The organism is Micromonospora sp. NPDC048835, from assembly GCF_040649995.1.
In the GTDB taxonomy this organism is placed as follows: Bacteria; Actinomycetota; Actinomycetes; order Mycobacteriales; family Micromonosporaceae; genus Micromonospora.
The window spans coordinates 147,691-168,465 of record NZ_JBEZGM010000005.1; the positions used below are offsets into that span (position 1 = coordinate 147,691).

Annotated in this window: 21 protein-coding genes; 9 read left to right on the forward strand and 12 right to left on the reverse strand. The window is 72.3% G+C overall.

The genetic code is table 11. The features are described from left to right. The first annotated feature begins 123 nt into the window (after positions 1 to 123). The gene (locus AB0C15_RS08620; protein ID WP_357350121.1) at positions 124 to 561 is read left to right on the forward strand and encodes a VOC family protein; all 438 of its coding nucleotides are present in this window, start codon (positions 124 to 126) and stop codon (positions 559 to 561) included. Positions 562 to 625: 64 nt separating this feature from the next. Here AB0C15_RS08620 and AB0C15_RS08625 read toward each other — a convergent pair whose 3' ends face one another. The 5 genes from AB0C15_RS08625 to AB0C15_RS08645 form a co-directional block, all read right to left on the reverse strand. After that, positions 626 to 1,471: a hypothetical protein gene (locus AB0C15_RS08625; protein ID WP_357350123.1), complete on the reverse strand. Its 846-nt coding sequence runs from the start codon at positions 1,469 to 1,471 to the stop codon at positions 626 to 628. Positions 1,472 to 1,659: 188 nt separating this feature from the next. Continuing rightward, positions 1,660 to 3,720, reverse strand: coding sequence for a 3-hydroxyacyl-CoA dehydrogenase NAD-binding domain-containing protein (locus AB0C15_RS08630; protein WP_357350125.1), 2,061 nt, complete (start codon positions 3,718 to 3,720; stop codon positions 1,660 to 1,662). Next, positions 3,717 to 4,913 carry a thiolase family protein gene (locus AB0C15_RS08635; RefSeq protein WP_357350127.1) on the reverse strand — a complete coding sequence of 399 codons (1,197 nt, stop codon included), beginning with the start codon at positions 4,911 to 4,913 and terminating at the stop codon, positions 3,717 to 3,719. Before AB0C15_RS08635 ends, AB0C15_RS08630 begins: the two co-directional genes overlap by 4 nt. Before the next feature lie 146 nt (positions 4,914 to 5,059). Then, on the reverse strand, positions 5,060 to 6,379 hold the full coding sequence (locus AB0C15_RS08640) for a ribonuclease D (RefSeq protein ID WP_357350130.1): 1,320 nt from the start codon (positions 6,377 to 6,379) through the stop codon (positions 5,060 to 5,062). A 95-nt stretch (positions 6,380 to 6,474) separates the two neighbouring features. Beyond that, positions 6,475 to 7,047 carry a DUF3000 domain-containing protein gene (locus AB0C15_RS08645; protein WP_357350132.1) on the reverse strand — a complete coding sequence of 191 codons (573 nt, stop codon included), beginning with the start codon at positions 7,045 to 7,047 and terminating at the stop codon, positions 6,475 to 6,477. Between the two features lie 137 nt (positions 7,048 to 7,184). On the opposite strand from AB0C15_RS08645, the gene hemE reads away from it, so the two are divergent. The 3 genes from hemE to hemQ are packed head-to-tail and all read left to right on the forward strand — an operon-like array spanning position 7,185 to position 10,451. Next, the gene (gene hemE / locus AB0C15_RS08650) at positions 7,185 to 8,336 is read left to right on the forward strand and encodes a uroporphyrinogen decarboxylase (RefSeq protein WP_357350134.1); all 1,152 of its coding nucleotides are present in this window, start codon (positions 7,185 to 7,187) and stop codon (positions 8,334 to 8,336) included. A 7-nt stretch (positions 8,337 to 8,343) separates the two neighbouring features. Further along, on the forward strand, positions 8,344 to 9,753 hold the full coding sequence (hemG, locus tag AB0C15_RS08655) for a protoporphyrinogen oxidase (RefSeq protein ID WP_357350136.1): 1,410 nt from the start codon (positions 8,344 to 8,346) through the stop codon (positions 9,751 to 9,753). Further along, complete coding sequence (hemQ, locus tag AB0C15_RS08660; protein ID WP_196921722.1) at positions 9,750 to 10,451, forward strand: hydrogen peroxide-dependent heme synthase; 702 nt, start codon at positions 9,750 to 9,752, stop codon at positions 10,449 to 10,451. The genes hemG and hemQ overlap by 4 nt, the downstream gene beginning before the upstream one ends. A gap of 447 nt (positions 10,452 to 10,898) precedes the next feature. On the opposite strand, the gene AB0C15_RS08665 is transcribed toward hemQ, so the two are convergent. The 4 genes from AB0C15_RS08665 to AB0C15_RS08680 form a co-directional block, all read right to left on the reverse strand. Beyond that, on the reverse strand, positions 10,899 to 11,996 hold the full coding sequence (locus AB0C15_RS08665) for a lytic polysaccharide monooxygenase (protein ID WP_357350138.1): 1,098 nt from the start codon (positions 11,994 to 11,996) through the stop codon (positions 10,899 to 10,901). A gap of 118 nt (positions 11,997 to 12,114) precedes the next feature. Further along, positions 12,115 to 12,570, reverse strand: a complete 456-nt coding sequence (locus tag AB0C15_RS08670) for a GNAT family N-acetyltransferase (protein WP_357350140.1) — start codon at positions 12,568 to 12,570, stop codon at positions 12,115 to 12,117. A 24-nt stretch (positions 12,571 to 12,594) separates the two neighbouring features. Beyond that, on the reverse strand, positions 12,595 to 13,548 hold the full coding sequence (locus AB0C15_RS08675; protein WP_357350142.1) for a DMT family transporter: 954 nt from the start codon (positions 13,546 to 13,548) through the stop codon (positions 12,595 to 12,597). 203 nt (positions 13,549 to 13,751) lie between these two features. Continuing rightward, the gene (locus tag AB0C15_RS08680) at positions 13,752 to 14,012 is read right to left on the reverse strand and encodes a Prokaryotic metallothionein (RefSeq protein WP_124815255.1); all 261 of its coding nucleotides are present in this window, start codon (positions 14,010 to 14,012) and stop codon (positions 13,752 to 13,754) included. 277 nt (positions 14,013 to 14,289) lie between these two features. On the opposite strand from AB0C15_RS08680, the gene AB0C15_RS08685 reads away from it, so the two are divergent. Both AB0C15_RS08685 and AB0C15_RS08690 read left to right on the forward strand, forming a co-directional pair. After that, positions 14,290 to 15,030: a lytic polysaccharide monooxygenase gene (locus AB0C15_RS08685; protein ID WP_357350144.1), complete on the forward strand. Its 741-nt coding sequence runs from the start codon at positions 14,290 to 14,292 to the stop codon at positions 15,028 to 15,030. A 64-nt stretch (positions 15,031 to 15,094) separates the two neighbouring features. Further along, complete coding sequence (locus tag AB0C15_RS08690) at positions 15,095 to 15,700, forward strand: DUF305 domain-containing protein (protein WP_357350146.1); 606 nt, start codon at positions 15,095 to 15,097, stop codon at positions 15,698 to 15,700. A 12-nt stretch (positions 15,701 to 15,712) separates the two neighbouring features. On the opposite strand, the gene msrB is transcribed toward AB0C15_RS08690, so the two are convergent. After that, on the reverse strand, positions 15,713 to 16,117 hold the full coding sequence (gene msrB / locus AB0C15_RS08695; protein ID WP_357350148.1) for a peptide-methionine (R)-S-oxide reductase MsrB: 405 nt from the start codon (positions 16,115 to 16,117) through the stop codon (positions 15,713 to 15,715). Between the two features lie 47 nt (positions 16,118 to 16,164). Between msrB and ligD the strand changes: the two genes are divergently transcribed. Further along, positions 16,165 to 17,196, forward strand: a complete 1,032-nt coding sequence (gene ligD / locus AB0C15_RS08700; protein WP_357350150.1) for a non-homologous end-joining DNA ligase — start codon at positions 16,165 to 16,167, stop codon at positions 17,194 to 17,196. Between the two features lie 13 nt (positions 17,197 to 17,209). On the opposite strand, the gene AB0C15_RS08705 is transcribed toward ligD, so the two are convergent. Further along, positions 17,210 to 17,512, reverse strand: a complete 303-nt coding sequence (locus AB0C15_RS08705) for a hypothetical protein (RefSeq protein WP_357350152.1) — start codon at positions 17,510 to 17,512, stop codon at positions 17,210 to 17,212. A gap of 88 nt (positions 17,513 to 17,600) precedes the next feature. Between AB0C15_RS08705 and AB0C15_RS08710 the strand changes: the two genes are divergently transcribed. Both AB0C15_RS08710 and AB0C15_RS08715 read left to right on the forward strand, forming a co-directional pair. Further along, on the forward strand, positions 17,601 to 17,789 hold the full coding sequence (locus AB0C15_RS08710) for a hypothetical protein (RefSeq protein ID WP_357350154.1): 189 nt from the start codon (positions 17,601 to 17,603) through the stop codon (positions 17,787 to 17,789). Positions 17,790 to 17,863: 74 nt separating this feature from the next. After that, positions 17,864 to 19,114 (forward strand): DUF222 domain-containing protein, encoded by a 1,251-nt coding sequence (locus AB0C15_RS08715; protein WP_357350156.1) that lies wholly within the window; start codon positions 17,864 to 17,866, stop codon positions 19,112 to 19,114. A gap of 209 nt (positions 19,115 to 19,323) precedes the next feature. Here AB0C15_RS08715 and AB0C15_RS08720 read toward each other — a convergent pair whose 3' ends face one another. Beyond that, positions 19,324 to 20,484: a PQQ-binding-like beta-propeller repeat protein gene (locus AB0C15_RS08720; RefSeq protein WP_357350158.1), complete on the reverse strand. Its 1,161-nt coding sequence runs from the start codon at positions 20,482 to 20,484 to the stop codon at positions 19,324 to 19,326. Between the last annotated feature and the right edge of the window lie 291 nt (positions 20,485 to 20,775).

A 20,775-nucleotide genomic window follows, 5' to 3' on the forward strand; every position in this document is an offset into this window, starting at 1 on the left:
CTCGGAGGCGGAGCGCCCCCGCACGGGTCGGGCGCTGATCGCCCACTCGAAGGGAAACCAGTTCCTGCGTGGTGCGCCGCGTACCCAACGGCCGCACCACGCCACCATCGTGGAGGACCACGCATGAGTTCGACGATCCACAACATCAGCATCGACTGTGCCGACACGTACGCCCTCGCCGGCTTCTGGTCGCAGGTCTTCGACTGCCCACGGCAGCCCGACGACTTCCCCGGCGACCCGGAGGCGATGCTCCTGCCGCCGGGTGGCCCGGAGGTGCTGTTCATCGCGGTGCCCGAGGGCAAGACGGTGAAGAACCGGCTGCACCTGGACCTGCAACCGGCTGACCGGACCCGGGCCGAGGAGGTCGAGCGGCTGCTCGGCATCGGCGCGACCTTCGTCGCCGACCACGTCGGCCCGACCGGCGGTGGCTGGGTGGTGCTCGCCGACCCGGAGGGCAACGAGTTCTGCGTGCTCGGCAACGCCGCCGAGCGGGCGGCAGCGGCGGCGGCGCGGGCCGCGGCAGCGGCGTCCACCACGGCACAGGTCGCCGAACCGGCCTGACCGTCGACGTACGGCACGGGGCCCCGACCACCCGAGGGTGGCCGGGGCCCCGGTCGCGTACGGCTCAGGACTGCTTCTGGACCTGGCCCCGGATCGTGGTGAACTCGGCCTTCGCCTGGTCGGCGGACTTGAAGTACATCACCACCATGCCCAGGCTGCCCCGGTCGGCCCAGACGCAGATGCCCAGTGGCACCGACTCGGCCTTGCCGTCGCCGCAGCGGGCCTCACCGCCGAGCGGGCCGGCGTCGACGGCCGCCATGTTCGTCACCGTGAGCTGCTTGTCGAGCTCCTTCACGTAGGCGTCGAGTTCTTTCTTGGGGTCGGTCAGCAGCGCGGACACCCCCGTGATCATGATGAGGTCCTGCTTGGCCGGGTCGCCGTAGAACGCGGCGACGGTGCTCGTCTCGTTCTGCGCCACCGCCTTCATTCCACTGACCGCCTGTTCGGCGGCCTGCTGCAGCTGCGGTTCGGTGAGCTTCGGCCGGCCGGCGAGAGTCTCCGGCGCGACCACCCGGGTCTTGCTGGCGTCCACGGCCTCGCTCACCGGCCCCTTGAGGGCGAACCAGGCGGCTGCGGCACCACCGAGGCAGAGCACCAGCACCACGGCCAGCACGGTCAGCACGATCTTGCCGACGTTCGACTTCTTGGCCGGGGGTGGGCCGCCGGCGAAGTTCGGGTCACCGTACGGCTGACCAGGCTGGGCCGGCGGGAAACCAGGCTGGGCCGGCGGGAAACCAGGCTGCGCCGGCGGGAAACCAGGCTGCGCGGGCGGGAAGTCCGGCTGGGCCTGCGGGAAGCCGCCGGACTGCTGCGGCTGCCCCTGCTGCGGCGGCGGCCAACCGCCCGGCTGCTGCGGCTGGTCGGAGGAATCGTGCGGCGGGCCGTACGGATTGGCCGGCGGCTGGGACATCAGTCAGCTCCAATATGGGGGTGCAAAACGTGTGATCCTAACCCGGTGCCCGACCCCGCCGTTGTCCCTGCGTAGGCACGCCTCCATCGGGCACCTGATCACAAACGGTCGCGGTGGCCGGCCGTCCAGGAGGGACGGTCCGACCACCGCGACGGTGGTGCTGCGAACGACTCAGGCTGGCCGTTTGCTCAGGCCGGCAGGCTGGCCGCGCCGCGCGGCAGGAACCGCTTGCCGGTGACCCGCTCGGAGGTGCCGGTCCGGTCCAGGTACGGCGTGACGCCGCCCAGGTGGAACGGCCAACCGGCGCCCAGGATCATGCACAGGTCGATGTCCTGTGCCTCGGCGACCACACCCTCGTCGAGCATCAGCCGGATCTCCTGCGCGAGCGCGTCGAGCGCGTTCTGGCGTACCTGCTCGGCGGTCAACGGCTGGTCACCCACCACGAGCAGCGCGGCCACCTCCTCGTTGACCTGGTCGTCGACCACGATCGGCTTGCCCGAGTCGGCGATCCGCTTGAGGTTCTCGCTGGCGGAGAACCGGTCCGGGTACGCGGCGTGCAGGGTCCCGCCCACGTGGTACGCGACGGCCGGCCCGACGAGCTGGAGCAGGGCGAGCGGGCGCATCGGCAGGCCCAGCGGGTCCAGGGCGCTGTTCGCCACGTCCAGTGGGGTGCCGGCGTCGACGGCGGCGAAGACCGTACCCAGGAAGCGGGTGAGCAGCCGGTTCACCACGAACGCCGGAGCGTCCTTGACCAGCACGCTCGACTTCTTCAGCTGCTTGCCGACCGCGAACGCGGTCGCGAGGGTCACGTCGTCGGTGCGCTCACCCCGGACGATCTCCAGCAGCGGCAGCACCGCCACCGGGTTGAAGAAGTGGAAGCCGACCACCCGCTCCGGGTGCTCCAGCTCGGCCGCCATCTCGGTGATCGACAACGAGCTGGTGTTGGTGGCGAGCACCGCCTCCGGGGAGACGATCTTCTCCAACTCGGCCCAGACCTGCTTCTTGACGCCCAGGTCCTCGAAGACCGCCTCGATGACGAAGTCCGCATCGCTGAAGGCGCTCTTGTCGACAGAGCCGCTGACCAGGCCGTACAGCTTGGCTGCGGTGCCCTTGTCCATCCGGCCCTTGGTGACGGCCTTCTCGATCTGGGTGTGCACGTAGCCGACGCCCTTGTCCACCCGGGACTGGTCGAGGTCGGTCAGCACCACCGGCACCTGGAGGCGGCGGGCGAACAGCAGCGCCAACTGGCTGGCCATCAGGCCGGCGCCGACGATGCCGACCTTGGTGATCGTGCGGGCCAGGCCCTTGTCCGGTGCGCCGGCCGGCCGCTTGGCCCGCCGCTGCACCAGGTCGAACGCGTACAGGCCGCTGCGCAGTTCCTCGGAGAAGACCAGGTCCGCGAGGGCCTCGTCCTCGGCGGCGGTGCCGGCGGCGAAGTCGCCATCCTTGGCCGTCTCCAACAGGTCGAGCGCCTTGTACGCGGCGGGGACCGCGCCGTGCAACCGCTGGTTCAGCGTCTCCCGGGCGAAGTAGAGCACCCCCGCCCACATGTCCTTGTCGACCTCCGGCCGGGTCACCGTGACCTGACCCCGGACCACCCCGGCGGCCCACTCCAGGGACCGCTCCAGGAAGTCGGCCGGCTCCAACAGGACGTCCGCGATGCCCAGCTCGGCGGCCTGCTTCGGCTTGAGCATCTTGTTCTGCATCAGCGGGTTCTGGATGATCACCTGGGTCGCGGCGGGGATGCCGATCAGGTTCGGCAGGAGCTGCGTGCCGCCCCAGCCGGGCACCAGACCGAGGGAGACCTCGGGCAGCGCGAGGGCCGCCGCGCCGCCGGAGAGCGTCCGGTAGTGGCAGTGCAGCGCCAACTCCAGGCCACCGCCCATCGCCGCGCCGTTGACGAACGCGAAGGTCGGGACGGTGCTGTCCTTGAGTCGGGCGAAGACCCGGTGCCCGAGCCGGCCGATCTCCAGTGCCTGCGCCCGGTCGGCGAGCTGCGGCAGGCCCACGATGTCCGCGCCCACACAGAAGATGTACGGCTTGCCGGTCACCGCGATGAACGCCGGGTCGGCGGCGAGCGCCGCGGTGATCGCCTCGTCCAGGCTGGCCAGCCCACCCGGGCCGAAGGTGTTCGGCTTGGTGTGGTCGAACCCGTTGTCAAGCGTGATCAGGGCGGCGGGACGGTCCAGCCCCGGTACGTTCACCTGGCGCAGCAGCGCGCGGGTGACGACCTCGTTCGGTGCCTTCACTTGTTGCCACCCTCCCAGTGCGGGTTCTCCCAGATGACAGTGCCGCCCATGCCGATGCCGATGCACATCGCCGTGAGGCCGTAGCGCACCTCGGGGTGCTCGGCGAACTGGCGGGCCAGCTGGGTCATCAGCCGCACACCGGAGGAGGCGAGCGGGTGACCGATGGCGATCGCGCCGCCCCACGGGTTGACCCGGGCGTCGTCGTCGGCGATGCCGAAGTGGTCGAGGAAGGCGAGTACCTGCACGGCGAACGCCTCGTTCAGCTCGAACAGGCCGATGTCGTCGATGCTGAGCCCGGCGAGGCGCAGCGCCTTCTCCGTCGACGGGATCGGGCCGACGCCCATCACCTCCGGCTCGACACCGACGAAGCCGAACGACACCAGCCGCATCGCGACCGGCAGGCCCAGCTCGCGGGCGGTGGCCTCGTCGGCCAGCAGACTCGCGGTCGCGCCGTCGTTCAGGCCGGCCGCGTTGCCCGCGGTGACCTTGCCGTGCGGGCGGAACGGGGTCTTCAGGGTGGCCAGCTTCTCCAGCGAGGTGTCCCGGGGGGCCTCGTCCACTCCTGCCAGACCCCACGCACCCTCGGCGTCGCGGATGGCCACTGGCACCAGGTCGTCCTGGAGCTTGCCGTTGGCGTACGCCTTGGCGGTCTTCTGTTGCGAGGCGAGCGCGAACGCGTCGGTGCGTGCCTTGGTGATGTGCGGGACCAGGTCGTGCAGGTTCTCCGCGGTGGAGCCCATCACCAGCGCGGACGGGTCGACAAGCTTCTCCGCGATGATCCGCGGGTTGGGGTCGACGCCCTCACCCATCGGGTGCCGGCCCATGTGCTCGACGCCGCCGGCGATGGCGATGTCGTACGCGCCCATCGCGATGCCGCTGGCCACAGTGGTGACGGCGGTCATCGCACCCGCGCACATCCGGTCGATGGCGAAACCGGGGACGGTCTTGGGCAGCCCGGCCAGCAGAGCGGCGGTGCGGCCGATGGTGAGGCCCTGGTCGCCGATCTGGGTGGTGGCCGCGATGGCGACCTCCTCGACCCGCTCCGGGGGCAGTTGCGGGTTGCGCCGCATCAGTTCCCGGATGCAGCGGATCACCAGGTCGTCGGCGCGGGTGTTGGCGTACATGCCACCCGCCTTGCCGAACGGGGTACGGACGCCGTCGACGAAGACGACGTCGCGAACTTCACGGGGCACTGGAGCCTCCTAGCCGAGGGGCACGTTGCCCCGAATGCTACTCGTCAGTAACCAAGCCCGTCCGCACCCCCCGCTGTGGCCCACCCCACACCCGGAGCGCACCAACGGGGAGGTCGAGGGGGTGTGGATCCGTGGGGGGTGGGGGTTTAGAGGGGTGGGGAGAGGGCTTCGGTGAGGTTGTGGGTGAGGAGGTTGATCTGCCACTCGCGGGCGTTGAGGCCGCGTAGCGTCTCCGCGACCGCCTCCTCGGTGACCTCCTCGGGCGGGGTCCAGGCCAACCGGCGGATCGAATCCGGGGTGATCAGGTTCTCCGGCGGGAGGTTGTGCTCACCGGCGATGCGGATCACGACCTCACGGCAGCGGGTCAGTCGGCCGGCCGCCACCGGGTCCCGTTCGGCCCACCGGTGCGGCGGGGGCGGACCCTCCACGGCCGGAGCGACCGGCAGCGAATCCTCCGGCAGTTGCCGGGCGTCGTCGAGGGCGGCGAGCCAGGTGCGGGCCAGCCGACGGACCGACCGGCCACCGAAGCCCGGCAGGGTCAGCAGCGTCTTCTCGTCCTTCGGGTCCAGCTCGGCCGCCGCGATGATCGCCGAGTCGGGCAGCACCCGACCGGGAGCGGCGTCCCGCCGGGACGCGATCTGGTCCCGGGCGTACCACATCGAGCGAACCCGGGCCTGGGCCCGAGCCCCCCGCAGCCGGTGGATGCCGGAGGTGCGCCGCCACGGTTCCGCGCGGACCCGCGGCGGGCGTGCCCCGGTGCGGACCAGCGCGGCGAACTCCTCCGTGGCCCAGGCCGACTTGCCCTGCCGGGTCAACTCGGCGTCGAGCGCGTCCCGCAGGTCGGTGAGCAGCTCCACGTCGAGGGCGGCGTACGTCAGCCACGACTCGGGCAGTGGTCGGCTCGACCAGTCGGCGGCCGAGTGGTGCTTCTCCAGGGTGAACCCGAGCAACTGCTCGGTGAGCGCGGCGAGCCCCACGCGTTCGAAGCCGGCCAGCCGGGCCGCCAGCTCGGTGTCGAACAGTCGGCGCGGGTGCAACCCCACCTCGGCCAGACAGGGCAGATCCTGGCTGGCCGCGTGGAGGACCCACTCGGCCTCGCCGATCACCGCGTCGAGGGTGCTGAGGTCGGGCAGGGGCAGCGGGTCGATCAGCGCCGTGCCCGCACCGGCCCGGCGTAGCTGCACCAGATAGGCCCGTTGGCTGTAGCGGTAGCCGGATGCCCGCTCGGCGTCCAGGGCGACCGGGCCGGTGCCCGCCGCGAAGCGGGCCACGACCTCGGCAAGCTCGGCCGGGGCGGCCACCGGATCGGGGGTGCCGTCACGTGGTGCGATCAGCGGAACGGGCCCACCGTCGGCCGGGTGGCCCCCCTCGCCCGCCGGCTGCGGCTGGGCCGACGGCGGGTGCTGGGGCGCGGTTCCCGGAAGTTCCTCGGTGGGCCGACGGCGCAGGGGTGGTTCGTCGGTCACCTGACAACCCTAGTGCGCGTGGAGATCCAGCGGGTGCAGCCGGTCCGGCGTGTGTCGATCAGGTGTCCGCGAAGTGTCCTTCCGGACACCGGGGGTCAGGCGGCGCCGGCGGAGCGGCGGTCGGAGAGGGCGGTCACGCCGGGTGGGGGCAGGCCGGCCGTGGAGGCCAACAGGGCGCACCAGCCGAGCAGGTGCGGGGTGAGGTCGTCGTCGATCGGGGTCCAGGACGCGCGGATCTCGATGTCACCGATCGTCGGTGGCCCGGCGAGATCGCCGAATCGGGTCGACATGGTCTGCGTGACCGTCCCGCCGATCGCCCGGTGGCCGGCGTCCTGGGCGTCGAGCGCGTCGGTCAGCCACGTCCAGCCGACCCCGGGCAGCAGCGGGTCGGCGGCCAGGTCGACCTCCAACTCGGCGGTCACGTAGGTGACCAGCCGCAGCGTGCCCTGCCACGCCTCGTGCCCGGCCGGGTTGTGCAGCAGGATCAGCCGGCCGGTCGCCACCTCGTCGTCGTCGCGCAGCACGGTCGCGGAGAGCGCGAACGCGTACGGGGCCAGCCGCTGGGGGGCGCCGACCTCCTCCAGGGTGATCTCCGGCCGGGGGGCGGCCGACCGCAGCCCGGCGACCGCGCGGGCGAACGTCTCCGGGAGCGCGATCGGGGGGGGCATGTGAGCAGCCTATGCCGCCGTCCGTCGCCCGCTCGGACGGCGCGCCGACGCTCGTGGCGGGCTCCGGGCGTAAGGAACGGTGCCCTTCCTCTCACCCCCACCCGGTCTGCGGTGGCGGGCGTGGCACGATTGCGGCGATGACCACGGACACCACGGGCACTGCCGCCCGAGACGGAGACTCCCGCCCCGGCGGACCAGCCGACTCGCCCTTCATCCGGGCCTGTCGACGCCGGCCCGTCCCGCACACCCCGGTCTGGTTCATGCGCCAGGCGGGCCGCTCCCTCCCGGAGTACCGGGAGATCCGGGCGAGCGTGCCGATGCTGGAGTCCTGCCGCCGCCCGGATCTGGTCACCGAGATCACCCTCCAGCCGGTGCGCCGGCACGGCGTGGACGCGGCGATCCTGTTCAGCGACATCGTGGTGCCCGTCGCCGCGGCCGGGATCGACCTGGACATCGTGCCGGGCACCGGCCCGGTGGTGGCCGAGCCGATCCGCACCGCCGACGACGTGCAGCGGATCCGCCCGATCACCCGCGACGACGTCCCGTACGTGGACGAGGCCGTCCGGCAGTTGGTGGTGGAGCTGGGCGACACCCCGCTGATTGGCTTCGCCGGTGCGCCGTTCACGCTCGCCAGCTACCTGGTCGAGGGTGGGCCGTCCCGCACCCACGCGAAGACCAAGGCCCTGATGTACGGCGACCCCGAGCTGTGGCACGCGCTCTGCGGCCGGCTGGCCGAGGTGACGCTCGCCTTCCTGCGGGTGCAGATCGAGGCCGGCGTCTCCGCCGTGCAACTGTTCGACTCGTGGGCCGGCGCGCTCTCCGAGGCCGACTACCGCCGTTTCGTGCTGCCGCACTCGACCGCCGTGCTGAGCGGGCTCGCAGACGACTGCTCCGGGTCGGAGCGCGGCGACAGGCGCGCCGAGCCGGAGCGGTCGCCCGCCGGGGTGCCCCGGATCCACTTCGGGGTGGGCACCGCCGAGCTGCTCGGCGCGATGGGCGAGGCCGGTGCGGACGTGGTCGGCGTCGACTGGCGTACCCCGCTGGACGTGGCCACCGGCCGGATCGGCGCGGACAAGGCGGTCCAGGGCAACCTGGACCCGACCGTGCTGCTGTCGCCGTGGCCGGTGGTGGAGGCCGAGGTCCGGCGCATCCTGGAGCAGGGCCGGGCCGCCCCCGGGCACGTGTTCAACCTCGGTCACGGGGTGCTGCCGGAGACCGACCCGGAGGTGCTGACCCGGGTGGTCGCGCTGGTGCACGAGCTCTCCAGCCGCCGGGCCGACCAGGGCTGAGAAGGCGATGCGGCAGCCCTGGCGGGTGGCGGTGGTCGGCGGCGGGATCGCCGGCCTGGCCGCCGCGGTCCGCTTGCGCGACCGCGCGCCGACCGGCACCGAGATCACTGTGTACGAGCAGTCCGGCGCGCTCGGCGGCAAGCTGCGCACCGGGGAGCTGGCTGGTCAACCGGTGGAGTTCGGCGCGGAGTCGTTCCTGATGCGCGACCCGACCGGCGCCGAGAGCGCGGCGGTGGCGTTGGCCCGCCGGCTCGGGTTGGCCGAGAGGATCGTGCACCCTACCGTGGGGCAGGCCGCGCTCGTCGTCGACGGCGGGCTGCGCCCCATCCCGGGCGGCACCCTGGTGGGCGTACCCGGGGATCTGGATCGGGTGGCCACCGTCGCCCGCCCGGCCGCGGACGCCGACGTCGACGGCGGTCGGCCGCTGGTCGGGCCCGACGCGGACGTCTCGGTGGGTGCGCTGGTCCGGGCCCGCTTCGGTGACGAGGTGGTCGATCGGCTTGTCGACCCGATGCTCGGCGGCGTGTACGCGGGCCGTGCCGACGACCTCAGCCTGGTCACCACGATGCCGGCGCTGGCCCGCACGGCCCGGGTGGAGCACACCCTGGTCGGTGCGGTCCGGGCCGCGCAGGCCGCCGCGCCGCGTGCGCCAGGCGCCCCGGTCTTCGGCACCCTCGCCGGTGGGCTGGGCACGCTCGTCGAGGCGGCGGTGACGGCGAGCGGCGCGACGGTGCGGCGGGACGCCGCCGTGCGCGAGTTGACCCCGACGGCGACCGGTTGGCGGCTCACTGTCGGCAGCACCCGCGACGCCGAGCTGGTGGACGTGGACGCCGTGGTGCTCGCGGTGCCGGCGCGACCGGCGGCGCGGCTGCTCGCCGGCTCCGCGCCGGAGGTGGCGGCGGGCGTCGGTGCGCTCGACTACGCCAGCGTCGCGCTCGTCACCATGGCGTTGCCGCAACCGCGACTGCCCGAGCTGTCCGGCTTCCTGGTGCCGAGCACCGAGGGCCTGCTGACCAAGGCGGCGACCTTCTTCACCACCAAGTGGGGGCACCTGCGCCGGCCGGACGGGCTGGCCCTGGTGCGCGCCTCGGTGGGTCGGTACGGCGAGGAGGCGCACCTGCAACGCCCGGACGAGGACCTGGCCGCCACCGTGCACCGTGAGCTGTCGGCCGTGCTCGGCGCCCCGCTGCCCGCCCCGGTCGACGGGCACGTGCAGCGGTGGGGCGGCGCTTTGCCGCAGTACGCGCCGGGGCACGCCGACCGGCTCGCCGCCGCGCGCACGGCGTTGCGGGCCGCGCACCCCACCCTGGTCCTCGCCGGCGCCGGCTACGACGGCGTCGGTATTCCGGTCTGCGTCCGCTCCGGCGAGACGGCGGCCGAAGAGATCATCACAGCACTGGGAGGATCGGCGAGATGACCGAGCAGACCAACGCGGCCCGGCTGCGGGAGCTGAACGACAGCATCCGCTACACCATGTGGTCGGTGTTCCGGGCCAGCTCCCCGCTGCCGTCGCTGCGGGACAACGTCACCGGCGAGGTGGTGTCCCTCTTCGACGAGCTGGCCGGCAAGGACGTCGTCGTCCGGGGCGTGTACGACGTCTCCGGCCTGCGCGCCGACGCGGACGTGATGATCTGGTGGCACTCGGCGTCCCCCGACGCGCTCCAGGACGCGTACCTGCGGTTCCGCCGCACCACGCTGGGCCGGGCGCTGACCCCGGTGTGGTCGCAGATGGCGCTGCACCGGCCGGCGGAGTTCAACAAGAGCCACATCCCGGCGTTCCTGGCCGGCGAGGAGGCCCGCCCCTACATCTGCGTGTACCCGTTCGTCCGGTCCTACGAGTGGTACCTGCTGCCCGACGCGGAGCGGCGCGAGATGCTTGCCGAGCACGGCAAGATGGCCCGCGGCTACCCGGACGTCCGGGCCAACACGGTCGCCTCGTTCGCGCTCGGCGACTACGAGTGGATGCTCGCCTTCGAGGCCGACGAACTGCACCGGATCGTCGACCTGATGCGGGACCTGCGCGCCTCCGGCGCCCGCCGGCACGTCCGCGAGGAGGTCCCGTTCTACACCGGCCGCCGCCGCTCGGTAGCCGAGATCGTCAACTGCCTGGTGTAACCCCCCGCGTGCCTCGCGTGCCTCGCGTGCCTCGCGCGATCTTGCAGTTTCTGCCCCGACGAAAGGGGCGTAAGCCGCGATCTGGCAACCGAAAGTGCAAGATCGCCGCACTGGCCGCCTGGCCTTGTCGATCATGGAGTTGTGGTGCCTGGTTTGGCATCACTCGGGTGCTTTGTCCACCACCACAACTCCTTGATCGACGAAGCGGGACGGGGTTGGCGTGGCGGGATGGGGTTGGCGGGGCGGGGCGGGGCGGGGTTGGCGGGGCGGGACGGGGTTGGCGGGGCGGGACGGGGTTGGCGAGGCGGGACGGGGTTGACTAGGCGGCACGCCTGAAGGGGCCCTGGTTCGAACATGGAGGGGTGGTGCCCGGACGGATCGCCGGGCACCACCGCTTTCCCACCGTCCGGCGCCGCGCCCCCGCCCGGGTGCGGCGCCGGACGGGGGTCAACTGGTCGTCGTGCAGGAGACCAGCGGAACCGGGTTGCTGCCGTTCCACGAGCCGAGGAAACCGAACGTGGTGCTCGCTCCGGCGGCAAGGCTGCCGTTGTTACTGGTGTTACGGGCGGTGACCAGCGTGCCACTGGTGCTGACCGTCGCGTTCCACGACGAGGTGACCTGCTGGCCGTTGCCGTAGTTCCAGCTCACCGACCAGCCGCGGGTCGGTGAACCGCCGGCGGTCACCTTCACGTCGGCCTGGAAGCCACCGGCCCACTGCCCGGTGACCTGGTAGGTGGCCGTGCAAGCCCCGGCCGGTGGCGTCGTCGGGGGCGGGGTGGTGGGTGGGGGAGTGGTGGGCGGCGGGGTGGTCGGCGGCGGTGTGGTCGGGGGCGGGGTGCTCGTCCCGCCGCCGAAGTCGACGTCGCTGCACAGGTAGTAAGACTGGTCCAGGTGGCTGGCCTGCCAGACGGTGTAGACGATGTGCCGCCCGGTTCGTCCCGGCGCGCTGACCGGGATCTGGATCGAGACGCCACCGGGGTCCTGGTTCCACTGCGAGGCGGGGGTGTTGCCGATCTGACCGGCCAACTCCAGGTCGCTCCAGGCGAGCGGCTGGGTGGCCGCGTTGAAGCCCTGCTTGGTCACGTACACCCGGATGTAGTCGGCGCCGTGTCGTGCCTGGTCGAGGAAGCGGAGCCGGAAGCTGTTCGCCACCGACGTGGTCTTCCAGGCGCCGATGGTGTCCAACGCGTTGTAGCGGGGGCTCTGGGTGCGTCCGCCGCTGCACAGCTGACCGTTGGGGACGGCGGCCTGGTGGTTGCCCGCGACGCCCTCGCGGTACAGCCCGTTCCAGTTCCACATAGCGGACGGGTCGGCCTGCCAGGCCTGCCAGCACATCGGGTCCTCGGTGGCCATCCGGGGGTTCTGGAAGTCGCTGCCCCAGCGCTGCCAGCAGCCGTAGTTGCGCGATGGCGGGTCGACGACCGACCCGTGCGCCGAGGCGGGCCGGGTCAGCACGGTGGTCAGGGCGGTCGTCAACAGGAGCGTGGTGGTCGCCACGATGGCGAACAACCAGAGCACGCGCCGTGATCGTATGGAAGTGGACATGGAGCCCCCGGGGGGATGAGGTCGGACGTCGACACCCGGATCACCGGGAGGTGCCCACTCCCGTGCCTGATCGCTGGCTCCCGCGATGGCTCTACCCGGCACCATGCCAGCCTGATCGTCAGACGTCAATGGCCTCGCGTCGCATCGGCGTGTGCGGGATGCCGTCCTCGATGTACTCGGGGCCGCTGACCGCGAAGCCGTGCCGGGTGTAGAACGGCACCAGGTGCGACTGGGCCTCCAGCACGCTGGGTCGGTTGCCCACCATCTCCAGCGCCGTGGTCATCAGCCGGCCGGCGTGTCCGCCGCCGCGCGCCGTCGGGGCCACCACCACCCGACCGATCCGGGCGGTGCCGTCCGGGTCGGCCAGGATCCGCAGGTACGCCAGCGGCGCGCCGCCGTCGGTCAGCCAGACGTGCCGGGTGCCGGGCTCGACGTCGCGACCGTCGAGTTCCGGGTACGGGCAGTCCTGCTCCACCACGAACACGTCGATGCGCAGCTTGAGCAGGTCGTGGAAGGTGCGGGCGTTCAGGTCGGCGAAGGAGGCGGTCCGGATCTCGGTGGTCTGCTGGGGCATCCACCGATGGTAGGTCGAGTGGTTTCACCTGTTGTCCGCCCGGTCCGTCCCGAGGTAGGTGGCGGCCACGGCGGTGAGCAGCAGGACGCCGCCGACGATCACCGGCAGGGGGAGCGGTTCGTGCAGCAGCGCCACCGCGAGCGCGGCGGCGGTGAGCGGTTCGAGCAGGGTCAGCACGGCCGCGACGCTGCCCGGGGTGGTGCGCAGCCCGGCGTAGAACAACGCGTACGCGACCGCCGTGGTGACCACGCCGAGGTGCAGCAGCAGCGCCACGGTGTCCAGTCGCACCGGCAGGCCGACCCCGGCGACGAGCGCGAACGGCGCCAGGGTCAGCGCGCCGACCGCGGTGGAGATGGTGGTCAGGGTCATCGGTGTGGTGCGCTGCGAGACCTGGCGGCTGATCAGGGTGGTCACCGCGTACCCGAGGCCGGAGCCGGCCGCCGCGAGCAGGCCGAGCAGTGGGGCGGGCGCCGCCGCGCCGGGCTGCCCGGTGGCACCGGTGATCAGGACGAGGCCGGCCACCGCCGCGACAAGCGTGCCGAGGCGCAGCGGGCCGGGGAGCCGGCGGGCCTGCACCGACTCCCAGGCCGCGGCGAGCACCGGGGCCACGCCCAGGCTGACGATGGTGGCCACGCTGACACCGGCCCAGGCCACGGCGGCGAAGTAGAGCGCCTGGTAGAGGCCGAGGCCGACGCCGGTGAGCAGCAGCGGTACGGGTGCGGCCCGCACTGCGGTCACGATCGTGCGGAGCCGGCCGGCGGTGCAGGCCAGCAGTACGAGCGCGGCGATGGCGAGGCGGTGGAAGCCGATGCTCACCGGGCTGAGCCCGGTGCCGTCGCGCAGGAGTTGCACCGCCACGCCTGTGGTGCCCCACAGCACGCCGGTGACGGTGATCTGAAGCAGGCCGCTGTGGGCGGCGTGACGGGTGGCGTGGTGGGCGGCCGAGGCGGCCGGCAACGGGGTACGGGTCGTGGACACGGGGGCGCTCCGAAGGGTGAGCCGTTGACGGGGGACGACGTCGACGGAGCGCGTACGACAGGATGGCCGAGCGGGGGGTCAGGTCACCCGGTCGGCGAGAGGCGCGGCGCTCCGTTCAGGAGCGCGGCGGGGGCAGGACGCCCAGAAACGGTCGCATGGCGACGACCGTACCCCAGGGGGGTCGGCCGGGGTGGTCGGCGCGGTCAGGCCGGGCGGGCGCCGACGGCGTCGCGGATCTCGGCGCCCACCGCGCCCTCGACGGCGCGGGCGCAGTGTGCGCAGCAGAAGAAGCGGCCGTTGACCTCGACGCCGTGCCCGACGATCTTCACCTGGCAGTGCTCGCAGATCGGTGCCATCCGGTGGATCGCGCACTCGAACGAGTCGAAGGTGTGCACGTCGCCGCTGACGGTGTGCACCTCGAACGCCATCCAGTAGTCGTTGCCGCAGACCTCGCAGGTTGCCACCGAAAACCTCCGTTACGTGGACAAGTGCCTACAGAATCCCCCAGGCCGTCGCCGTGCGGGGCGGAACGTCGATGCCTGAGCCCGGTCGGCGGCGTGTCGGTGTCGGCGTGTTGCCCGCTCAGTCGGGTGGACCGGCGCGCGACCCCGGACCTGCTCCGGCCTCGGCGAAGAAGAAAACTGTCGACATCGATGGATTTATCGATGGGAGTCTTTACTGTTAACAATGTTTAACTTACTTTGGGGGCACCTCACCGGACCTGGCAAAGGAGCTGCCCCGATGCGTCGAAGAATCACCGTCCCGCTGGTGGCGGCGGGCGCTGTCGCCGCCACCCTCACCGTCGCCGCCCCCGCGCAGGCGCACGGCTACGTCTCCGCCCCACCGAGTCGCCAGGCGCTCTGTGCGCAGGGCCGGGTGCCCGACTGCGGGCAGATCAGGTACGAGCCGCAGAGCGTCGAGGGGCCGAAGGGCCTGCGCAGCTGCCATGCCGGCATCTCCCAGTTCGCCGTGCTCAACGACGACAGTCGGGGCTGGCCGGCCACCTCGGTGGGCAGCTCGCTGACCTTCACCTGGGTGAACACCGCCAGGCACGCCACCAGCAACTGGGAGTACTGGATCGGCAACACCCGGGTCGGCGTGGTCAACGGCAACGGCCAGCAGCCGGGCGCGACCGTCTCGCACACCGTCAACCTCGGCGGCTTCTCCGGCCGGCAGAAGATCCTCGCAGTGTGGAACATCTCCGACACGGCGAACGCCTTCTACTCCTGCATCGACGTGCAGATCGGCGGCGGCGGGTCGAACCCGACCCCGACGCCGACCCCGACCGCCACCCCGCGGCCCACCCCGACCCCCACGCCGACCACCCCGCCCGCCCAGGGCGGCACGTGGGCGTCGGGCCGGGCGTACCAGGTCGGCGACCAGGTCACCTACGGCGGTGCGACGTACCGCTGCCGGCAGGCGCACACCGCCATCCCGGGCTGGGAGCCGCCGAACGTACCGGCGCTCTGGCAGCAGGTCTGACCGCGCGGGTGCGGCCGCCAGGCCGCACCCGTGTCGCCGCTCTCGCGTGAACGGAGCAACAGGCATGCCCCGTCGTACCCCTCTGGTGTTCCTCGTCGCCGCTCTGCTGCTCACCGGGGCCTGCGCCGGACCACCCACGTCGAGCCCGTCGGCCCGGCCGCAGCCGGCCCCCGCGTCCCCGGCCGGCTCGGCGGTGGCCGGGTCCGCGGCGACCGGGCCGTCGCCCGACGGCGGCGCGATGAGCGGGATCGACGTGGTGTTCCTCAGCACCATGGCCGGGCACAGCGAACGCACCCTGCAGATCGTCCAACTGGCCCGTAACCGGCTGCGCGACGAGGCGCTGCGCACCCTGGCCGCCGCGATCGAGGCGACCGAGACAGACGAACTGGCCGCCATGCGCGGCTGGTTGCCCACCACCGGGCCGGGCGCCAGCGCCGCCGCCCACCACCACGGCCACGGCGACGACGCCGCGCTCGACCGGCTACGGGCCGCGCCGGACGCGGACGTCGACCGCGTGCTGCGCGAGGTGCTCGCCGACCACCAGCGAGCCGCCGCCGACCTGGCCCGATCCCAGGTCGGCGTCGGCCGCGACGAGCGGGTCCGCGACCTGGCCCGGCGGATCGAGCAGTCCCGGACCGCCGAGGTCGACATGCTCAGGGGTACGCCCTGAGCAGCCCTTCGATCAGCGGGGTTCCAGCTTGATGGAGACCGAGTTGACGCAGTGCCGGGTGTCCTTCGGGGTGAAACCCTCGCCGTGGAAGACGTGCCCGAGGTGACTGTCGCAGCGGGCGCAGCGGATCTCCGTACGAGCCATGCCGAGGGTGCGGTCCTCGATCTCCTTGACCCGGCCCGGGATGGCGTCGTCGAAGCTCGGCCAACCGCAGTGCGAGTCGAACTTGGTGTCGCTGGAGAACAGCTCCAACCCGCAGGCGCGACAGTGGTAGACCCCCTGGGTCTTCGTGTCCACGTACTCGCCGGTCCACGGGCGTTCGGTGCCGGCCTCCCGCAGGACGTGGAACTCCTCGGGGGTCAGTCGGACCCGCCACTCGTCGTCGGTCTTCGGCAGCTCTTTGTCGTCAAGACTCACCCGTCAACGGTACGTCGAACGTCGGGGGCGTGGCATAAGGTCGCGGGATGGGTGGCACCAAGGCAGCGGCCGCCGAGGTCGAGGTGGCCGGGCACACAGTCCGGCTGAGCAGTCCGGACCGGGTGATCTTCCCGCAGCGGGGGTTCACCAAGGCGGACGTCTTCCACTACTACCTCGCGGTCGGCGACGGGATCATGCGCGCACTGCGGGACCGGCCCACCACGCTGCAACGCTTCCCCGACGGCGTCGAGGGCGAGGCGTTCTTCCAGAAGCGGGTGCCCACCCGGGGGGTGCCGCCCTGGGTGACGACGGCGCAGATCACCTTCCCGAGCGGTCGCAACGCGGCGGAACTGTGCCCCGCCGACCTGGCGCACGTGGCCTGGGCGGCGCAGATGGGCACCATCGTCTTCCACCCGTGGCCCGTCCGGGCCGCCGACGTCGACCGCCCCGACGAGCTGCGCATCGACCTGGACCCGCAGCCCGGCACCGACTTCGCCGACGCCGCGCGGGCCGCCGGCGAGCTGCACGCGCTTCTGGACGAGCTGGGCGCGACCGGCTGGCCGAAGACCTCCGGCGGCCGGGGCGTGCACGTCTACCTGCGCATCCAACCCCGCTGGACGTTCACCGAGGTGCGCCGGGCCACCATCGCGCTGGCCCGGGAGGTGGAACGCCGCAACCCCGATCTGGTCACCACCGCCTGGTGGAAGGAGGAGCGCGGCAGCCGGGTCTTCGTCGACTTCAACCAGATGGCGCGCGACCGCACGATCGCCTGCGCGTACTCGCTGCGGGCCAACGCGCGGGCCACCGTCTCGACCCCGGTCACCTGGGCGGAGCTACCCGACGTCGACCCGGACGACTTCGACCTGCGTACCGTGCCGGCCCGGCTCGCCGAGCAGGGTGATCCGCACGCCGGCATCGACGACACACCGTGGGACATCACCCCGCTGCTGGAGTGGGCCGAGCGCGACGCCGCCGCCGGCCAGGGCGACCTGCCGTACCCACCGGACCACCCGAAAATGCCCGGCGAACCCAAGCGGGTGCAGCCCAGTCGCGCCAAGCGCACCCCCGACGGCTCGTGATCGGCGCCCTGCCTCAGGGGGGCGGCGGGGCTGTCCAGGCGAGGAACCTCTCGAACAGCTCCCGTGGGTCGGGCCCCGGTTCGGGGTTGAGCGTGAGCAGGTCGGCTGTCGCCTCGAAGAGCTGGCTGGCCAGGTAGATCGACAACCCCACCCGATCCTTCCCGTACTGCACCCGTAGCAACATCCGCGCGAGCGGGCACGGCCAGGCGGCGGCGCACACCCGGCAGAGCCACGTGGGCCGCCGCGGCAGGTGCTGATGCACCGGGTGCAGGGCTTCAAGTGGCTGAGGGCAGTGACGGGAATTCGGCGTGGTCATACGCCAATCGTGGCCTCAGCTATTGCTTGTGTCAACAGTCTGCGTAGTTGTCGCAGTCTAGCGACTGTGCCACTGTCATCGTCGATGTGTGGACCTCGTTGGTGTGTCGGAGATTCGGGAGATGCTGGGTAATGTGTCCCGGCAGCGCGCGTCCGTGATCGCCAATCAGCGGAACTTCCCCGAGCCGGTCGCCGTGCTCGCCATGGGCAAGGTCTGGCGGAGGTCTGACGTGGTGGCCTGGATCCGGGACTACCGCCCGGAGTTGGCGGAGGGCTGACCGAGCCTGACTGGCTGCCCCGCTGCGCTTCGCGCAGGCGCTTTTTTGTCGTACACCTGTTCTAAGATTTGTTTGTGATCGATGAGTTGGCGCGGGCAGAGAGTGCGGTGGCGGCCTGCGCCGACGCCCCGGCCTGGGCCCTCTCGGAGCATGACCTGACGGCGGTGCTCGACGCCACGCACCGGTTGCAGCAGCGGCTGGCGGCCGTGCAGGTGGCAGTGGTCCGCGAGTTGGACGGTCGGGGCACCGCGGTGGCGCAGGGTGCGTCGTCGACGGCCGTGTGGTTGCGTCATCGCCTGCGACTCGATGTCTCTGCCGCCCGTCGGCTGGTCGGCCTCGCCGCCTCGCTCGACGTGGCCCCACCCGCTGTGCGCGAGGCGCTGGCGAGCGGGGCGGTCAGCCTTGAGCAGGCCCGGGTCATCGCCGACACGGCCGCAACGGTGTCGGCCTCGGCCGGTGCCGAGGTGGCCGGCAAGGCCGTCGGCGTGCTCGTCGAGTGGGCCGGGCAGTTCGACCCCACCCTGCTGCGTCGGTTGGGCGCCCGCATTCTCGACCACGTCGCGCCCGAGCTTGCCGACGCCGCCGCTGCGGCAGCCCTGGAGGCCGACGCCGCCCGGGCTGCCCGCGACCGGCACGTCACCATCTCCGAGCAGTCCGGCGGCCGGCTCCGGCTCAGCGGCACCCTCGACGCGGAGGCCGCAGCACTGTTGCGGGCCGTGATCGACCCGCTCAGCGCGCCCGCCGGGCCCGACGACACCCGCTGCGCCGGGCAACGTCGCCACGACGCCCTCGCTGACGTGTGCCGGCTCGCGCTGCGCACCGGCGACCTGCCCGAGAACGGCGGCGACCCGGCGCAACTCGTCGTCACCACCGACTACGACCGGCTGACGCGGCAGTTGGGCGCCGGCACCCTGGACATCGGCCTGCGGCTCACCCCGAGCACCGTGCGCCGGCTCGCCTGCGACGCGGCCATCCTGCCCGCCGTGCTCGGCGGTGCCGGTCAGGTGCTCGACGTGGGCCGACAACGCCGCCTCGTCACCGGCGCTCTGCGTCGGGCGCTCGTGCTGCGCGACGGAGGCTGCGCGTTCCCCGGGTGCGACCGGCCACCACGCTGGTGCGCCGCCCACCACCTCCGGCACTGGGCCGACGGCGGCCCGACGAGCCTCGACAACGCCGTGCTGCTCTGCGGCCACCACCACCGGCACATCCACCAGACCGACTGGGCCGTCCGCCTCGGTGACGACGGGCACCCGGAGTTCGTGCCGCCTGCGTGGCTCGACCCCGACCAACTCCCACGCCGCAACCACTACCACCGACGAACGTAGCCACCCAGGCCCGGCCCGTGTCACAAACTGCCCCAGCGGCCCAGCGGCCCAGCGGCCCAGCGGCCCAGCGGCCCAGCGGCCCAGCGGCCCAGCGGCCCAGCGGCCCAGCGGCCCAGCGGCCCAGCGGCCCGGCGGGCAGAGCGACGGCGGTTGACCGTGAATCCGGTCAACCGCCGTGGGAACGCCGCTCGGTCAGAGGCCGTACACGGTCAGAGGCCGTACACGGTCAGCTTCGTGCCGTCGGTGACGTACACCCGGCCGTAGGTGACCACGAGCTGGTCGGTCGCGCCGGTGAACGCGGGCGCGTTCAGCGGGGCGCCGTCGACCGGGTTCAGGGTGTGCACCCGGTTGCCCTTGGCCGTGACGTACAGGACGCCACCGGCGATGATCGCCCGCTGGTGCTCGCTCCCCGGAATGCTCCTGCTCCAGATGATGGCGCCGGTGCCGCGGTTCAACGCGTAGACAGTGCCGGAGGAGGAGGTGAGGTACAGCCGGCTCGGGCTGACCACCACGAAGTTCGGGTTCAGGTTCGACGCGAGCCAGGTCAGGGTGCCGGTCGTCGCATCGAGGACCTGCAGGCTGTGCCCCCACCCGACGTAGAACCTGGTCCCCGTCTCGTCCGTCGCGAGCGGGCGGTAGTCGCGGTACGCCACCGTGTTGATGGGGGCGCCGGTGCTGATGTCGACAACGGTGCTCGTCAGGGGACCGGCATTCCCGGGGTATCCGGAGAGGAGGACGCGGCCGTTCGCCGAAACCGGCTGATCCATGGGCAAGCTCTGCTGCCAGAGCGGTTGCCCGTCGGCGAGGCGGTAGGCGCGTGTGTCGTAGGAGTAGCGGCCCACACCGGAGACCACGATGACGCCCCGGTCGACGAGGATCTGCGCGGCCACGCCCTCGTCATGGAATTGCCGGACCAGAGCGCCGGTCGGGGCGTCGAGCACGAAGACCTGTGAGGAATCACCGCCGGGCTGGTGCCCGGCGATGGCTGCGAAGACGAGCTGACCGGCCGTGTGGACGAGCTCCGTGGGTGCCGCGAACCTCGTGGTGTCCAGCTCGTAGCGCCACTTCTGCGCGCCGGTCACCTCGTCCGTGGCAGTGACACCGCTGTCGTCAAGCGCGTACACCAGCCCGTCGGCGACGACAGGCGCGCGCTGGCCGGTCCGGGCCGGGGTGCCGGTGTGCTTGAGCTTGAGGTTCGGAACGGTCGGAACCGTCACGCTCGTCTCGTTGGGATTGAACGCGCTGTTGCTGACCAGGTAGCCGGACATCGACCACCAACCCGTACCGGCCGCCGCGGCCGGCGTCGCCGGCACCGCAACCGTCGCCGCGAGCACCGCGGCAGCGGTGAACACCTTCACTGCGTGCCTCACTCGTACCTCCCCCGTTGGGGCGCGTGGCAACGCCGCGCCCTTTCCCGTGCCTGATTGCGTGGCAAACCTGCTGCCTCGGGCCGCCGTGCCGGTGATCATATGGAGCAGCCGACGGCCACGGTGTCCCGCCGATGCGGGCCGCTGGGTCGACATCGACCGTTGACGTCCTGGATACCCTGCAATGGGTTGATCGGGGAGAGGTCGCTGATGGTGAAGGACGTCAGGTCGATACGCGTGGTCGCCTACTTCCCTTGTCAGCTCTCGGTCGCGGCCGGCTCCCGAAGCGACTTG

Excerpts from the sequence above, each read along its gene's own strand:
- hemG (WP_357350136.1), top strand. The coding sequence starts at position 8,344 with ATGCGGCAGCCCTGGCGGGTGGCGGTGGTCGGCGGCGGGATCGCCGGC.
- ligD (WP_357350150.1), top strand. The coding sequence starts at position 16,165 with ATGGGTGGCACCAAGGCAGCGGCCGCCGAGGTCGAGGTGGCCGGGCAC.
- AB0C15_RS08645 (WP_357350132.1), bottom strand. The coding sequence starts at position 7,047 with ATGCCCCCCCCGATCGCGCTCCCGGAGACGTTCGCCCGCGCGGTCGCC.
- AB0C15_RS08705 (WP_357350152.1), bottom strand. The coding sequence starts at position 17,512 with ATGACCACGCCGAATTCCCGTCACTGCCCTCAGCCACTTGAAGCCCTG.
- AB0C15_RS08690 (WP_357350146.1), top strand. The coding sequence starts at position 15,095 with ATGCCCCGTCGTACCCCTCTGGTGTTCCTCGTCGCCGCTCTGCTGCTC.
- AB0C15_RS08685 (WP_357350144.1), top strand. The coding sequence starts at position 14,290 with ATGCGTCGAAGAATCACCGTCCCGCTGGTGGCGGCGGGCGCTGTCGCC.
- AB0C15_RS08670 (WP_357350140.1), bottom strand. The coding sequence starts at position 12,570 with ATGCCCCAGCAGACCACCGAGATCCGGACCGCCTCCTTCGCCGACCTG.
- AB0C15_RS08625 (WP_357350123.1), bottom strand. The coding sequence starts at position 1,471 with ATGTCCCAGCCGCCGGCCAATCCGTACGGCCCGCCGCACGATTCCTCC.
- hemQ (WP_196921722.1), top strand. The coding sequence starts at position 9,750 with ATGACCGAGCAGACCAACGCGGCCCGGCTGCGGGAGCTGAACGACAGC.
- hemE (WP_357350134.1), top strand. The coding sequence starts at position 7,185 with ATGACCACGGACACCACGGGCACTGCCGCCCGAGACGGAGACTCCCGC.
- AB0C15_RS08620 (WP_357350121.1), top strand. The coding sequence starts at position 124 with ATGAGTTCGACGATCCACAACATCAGCATCGACTGTGCCGACACGTAC.
- AB0C15_RS08665 (WP_357350138.1), bottom strand. The coding sequence starts at position 11,996 with ATGTCCACTTCCATACGATCACGGCGCGTGCTCTGGTTGTTCGCCATC.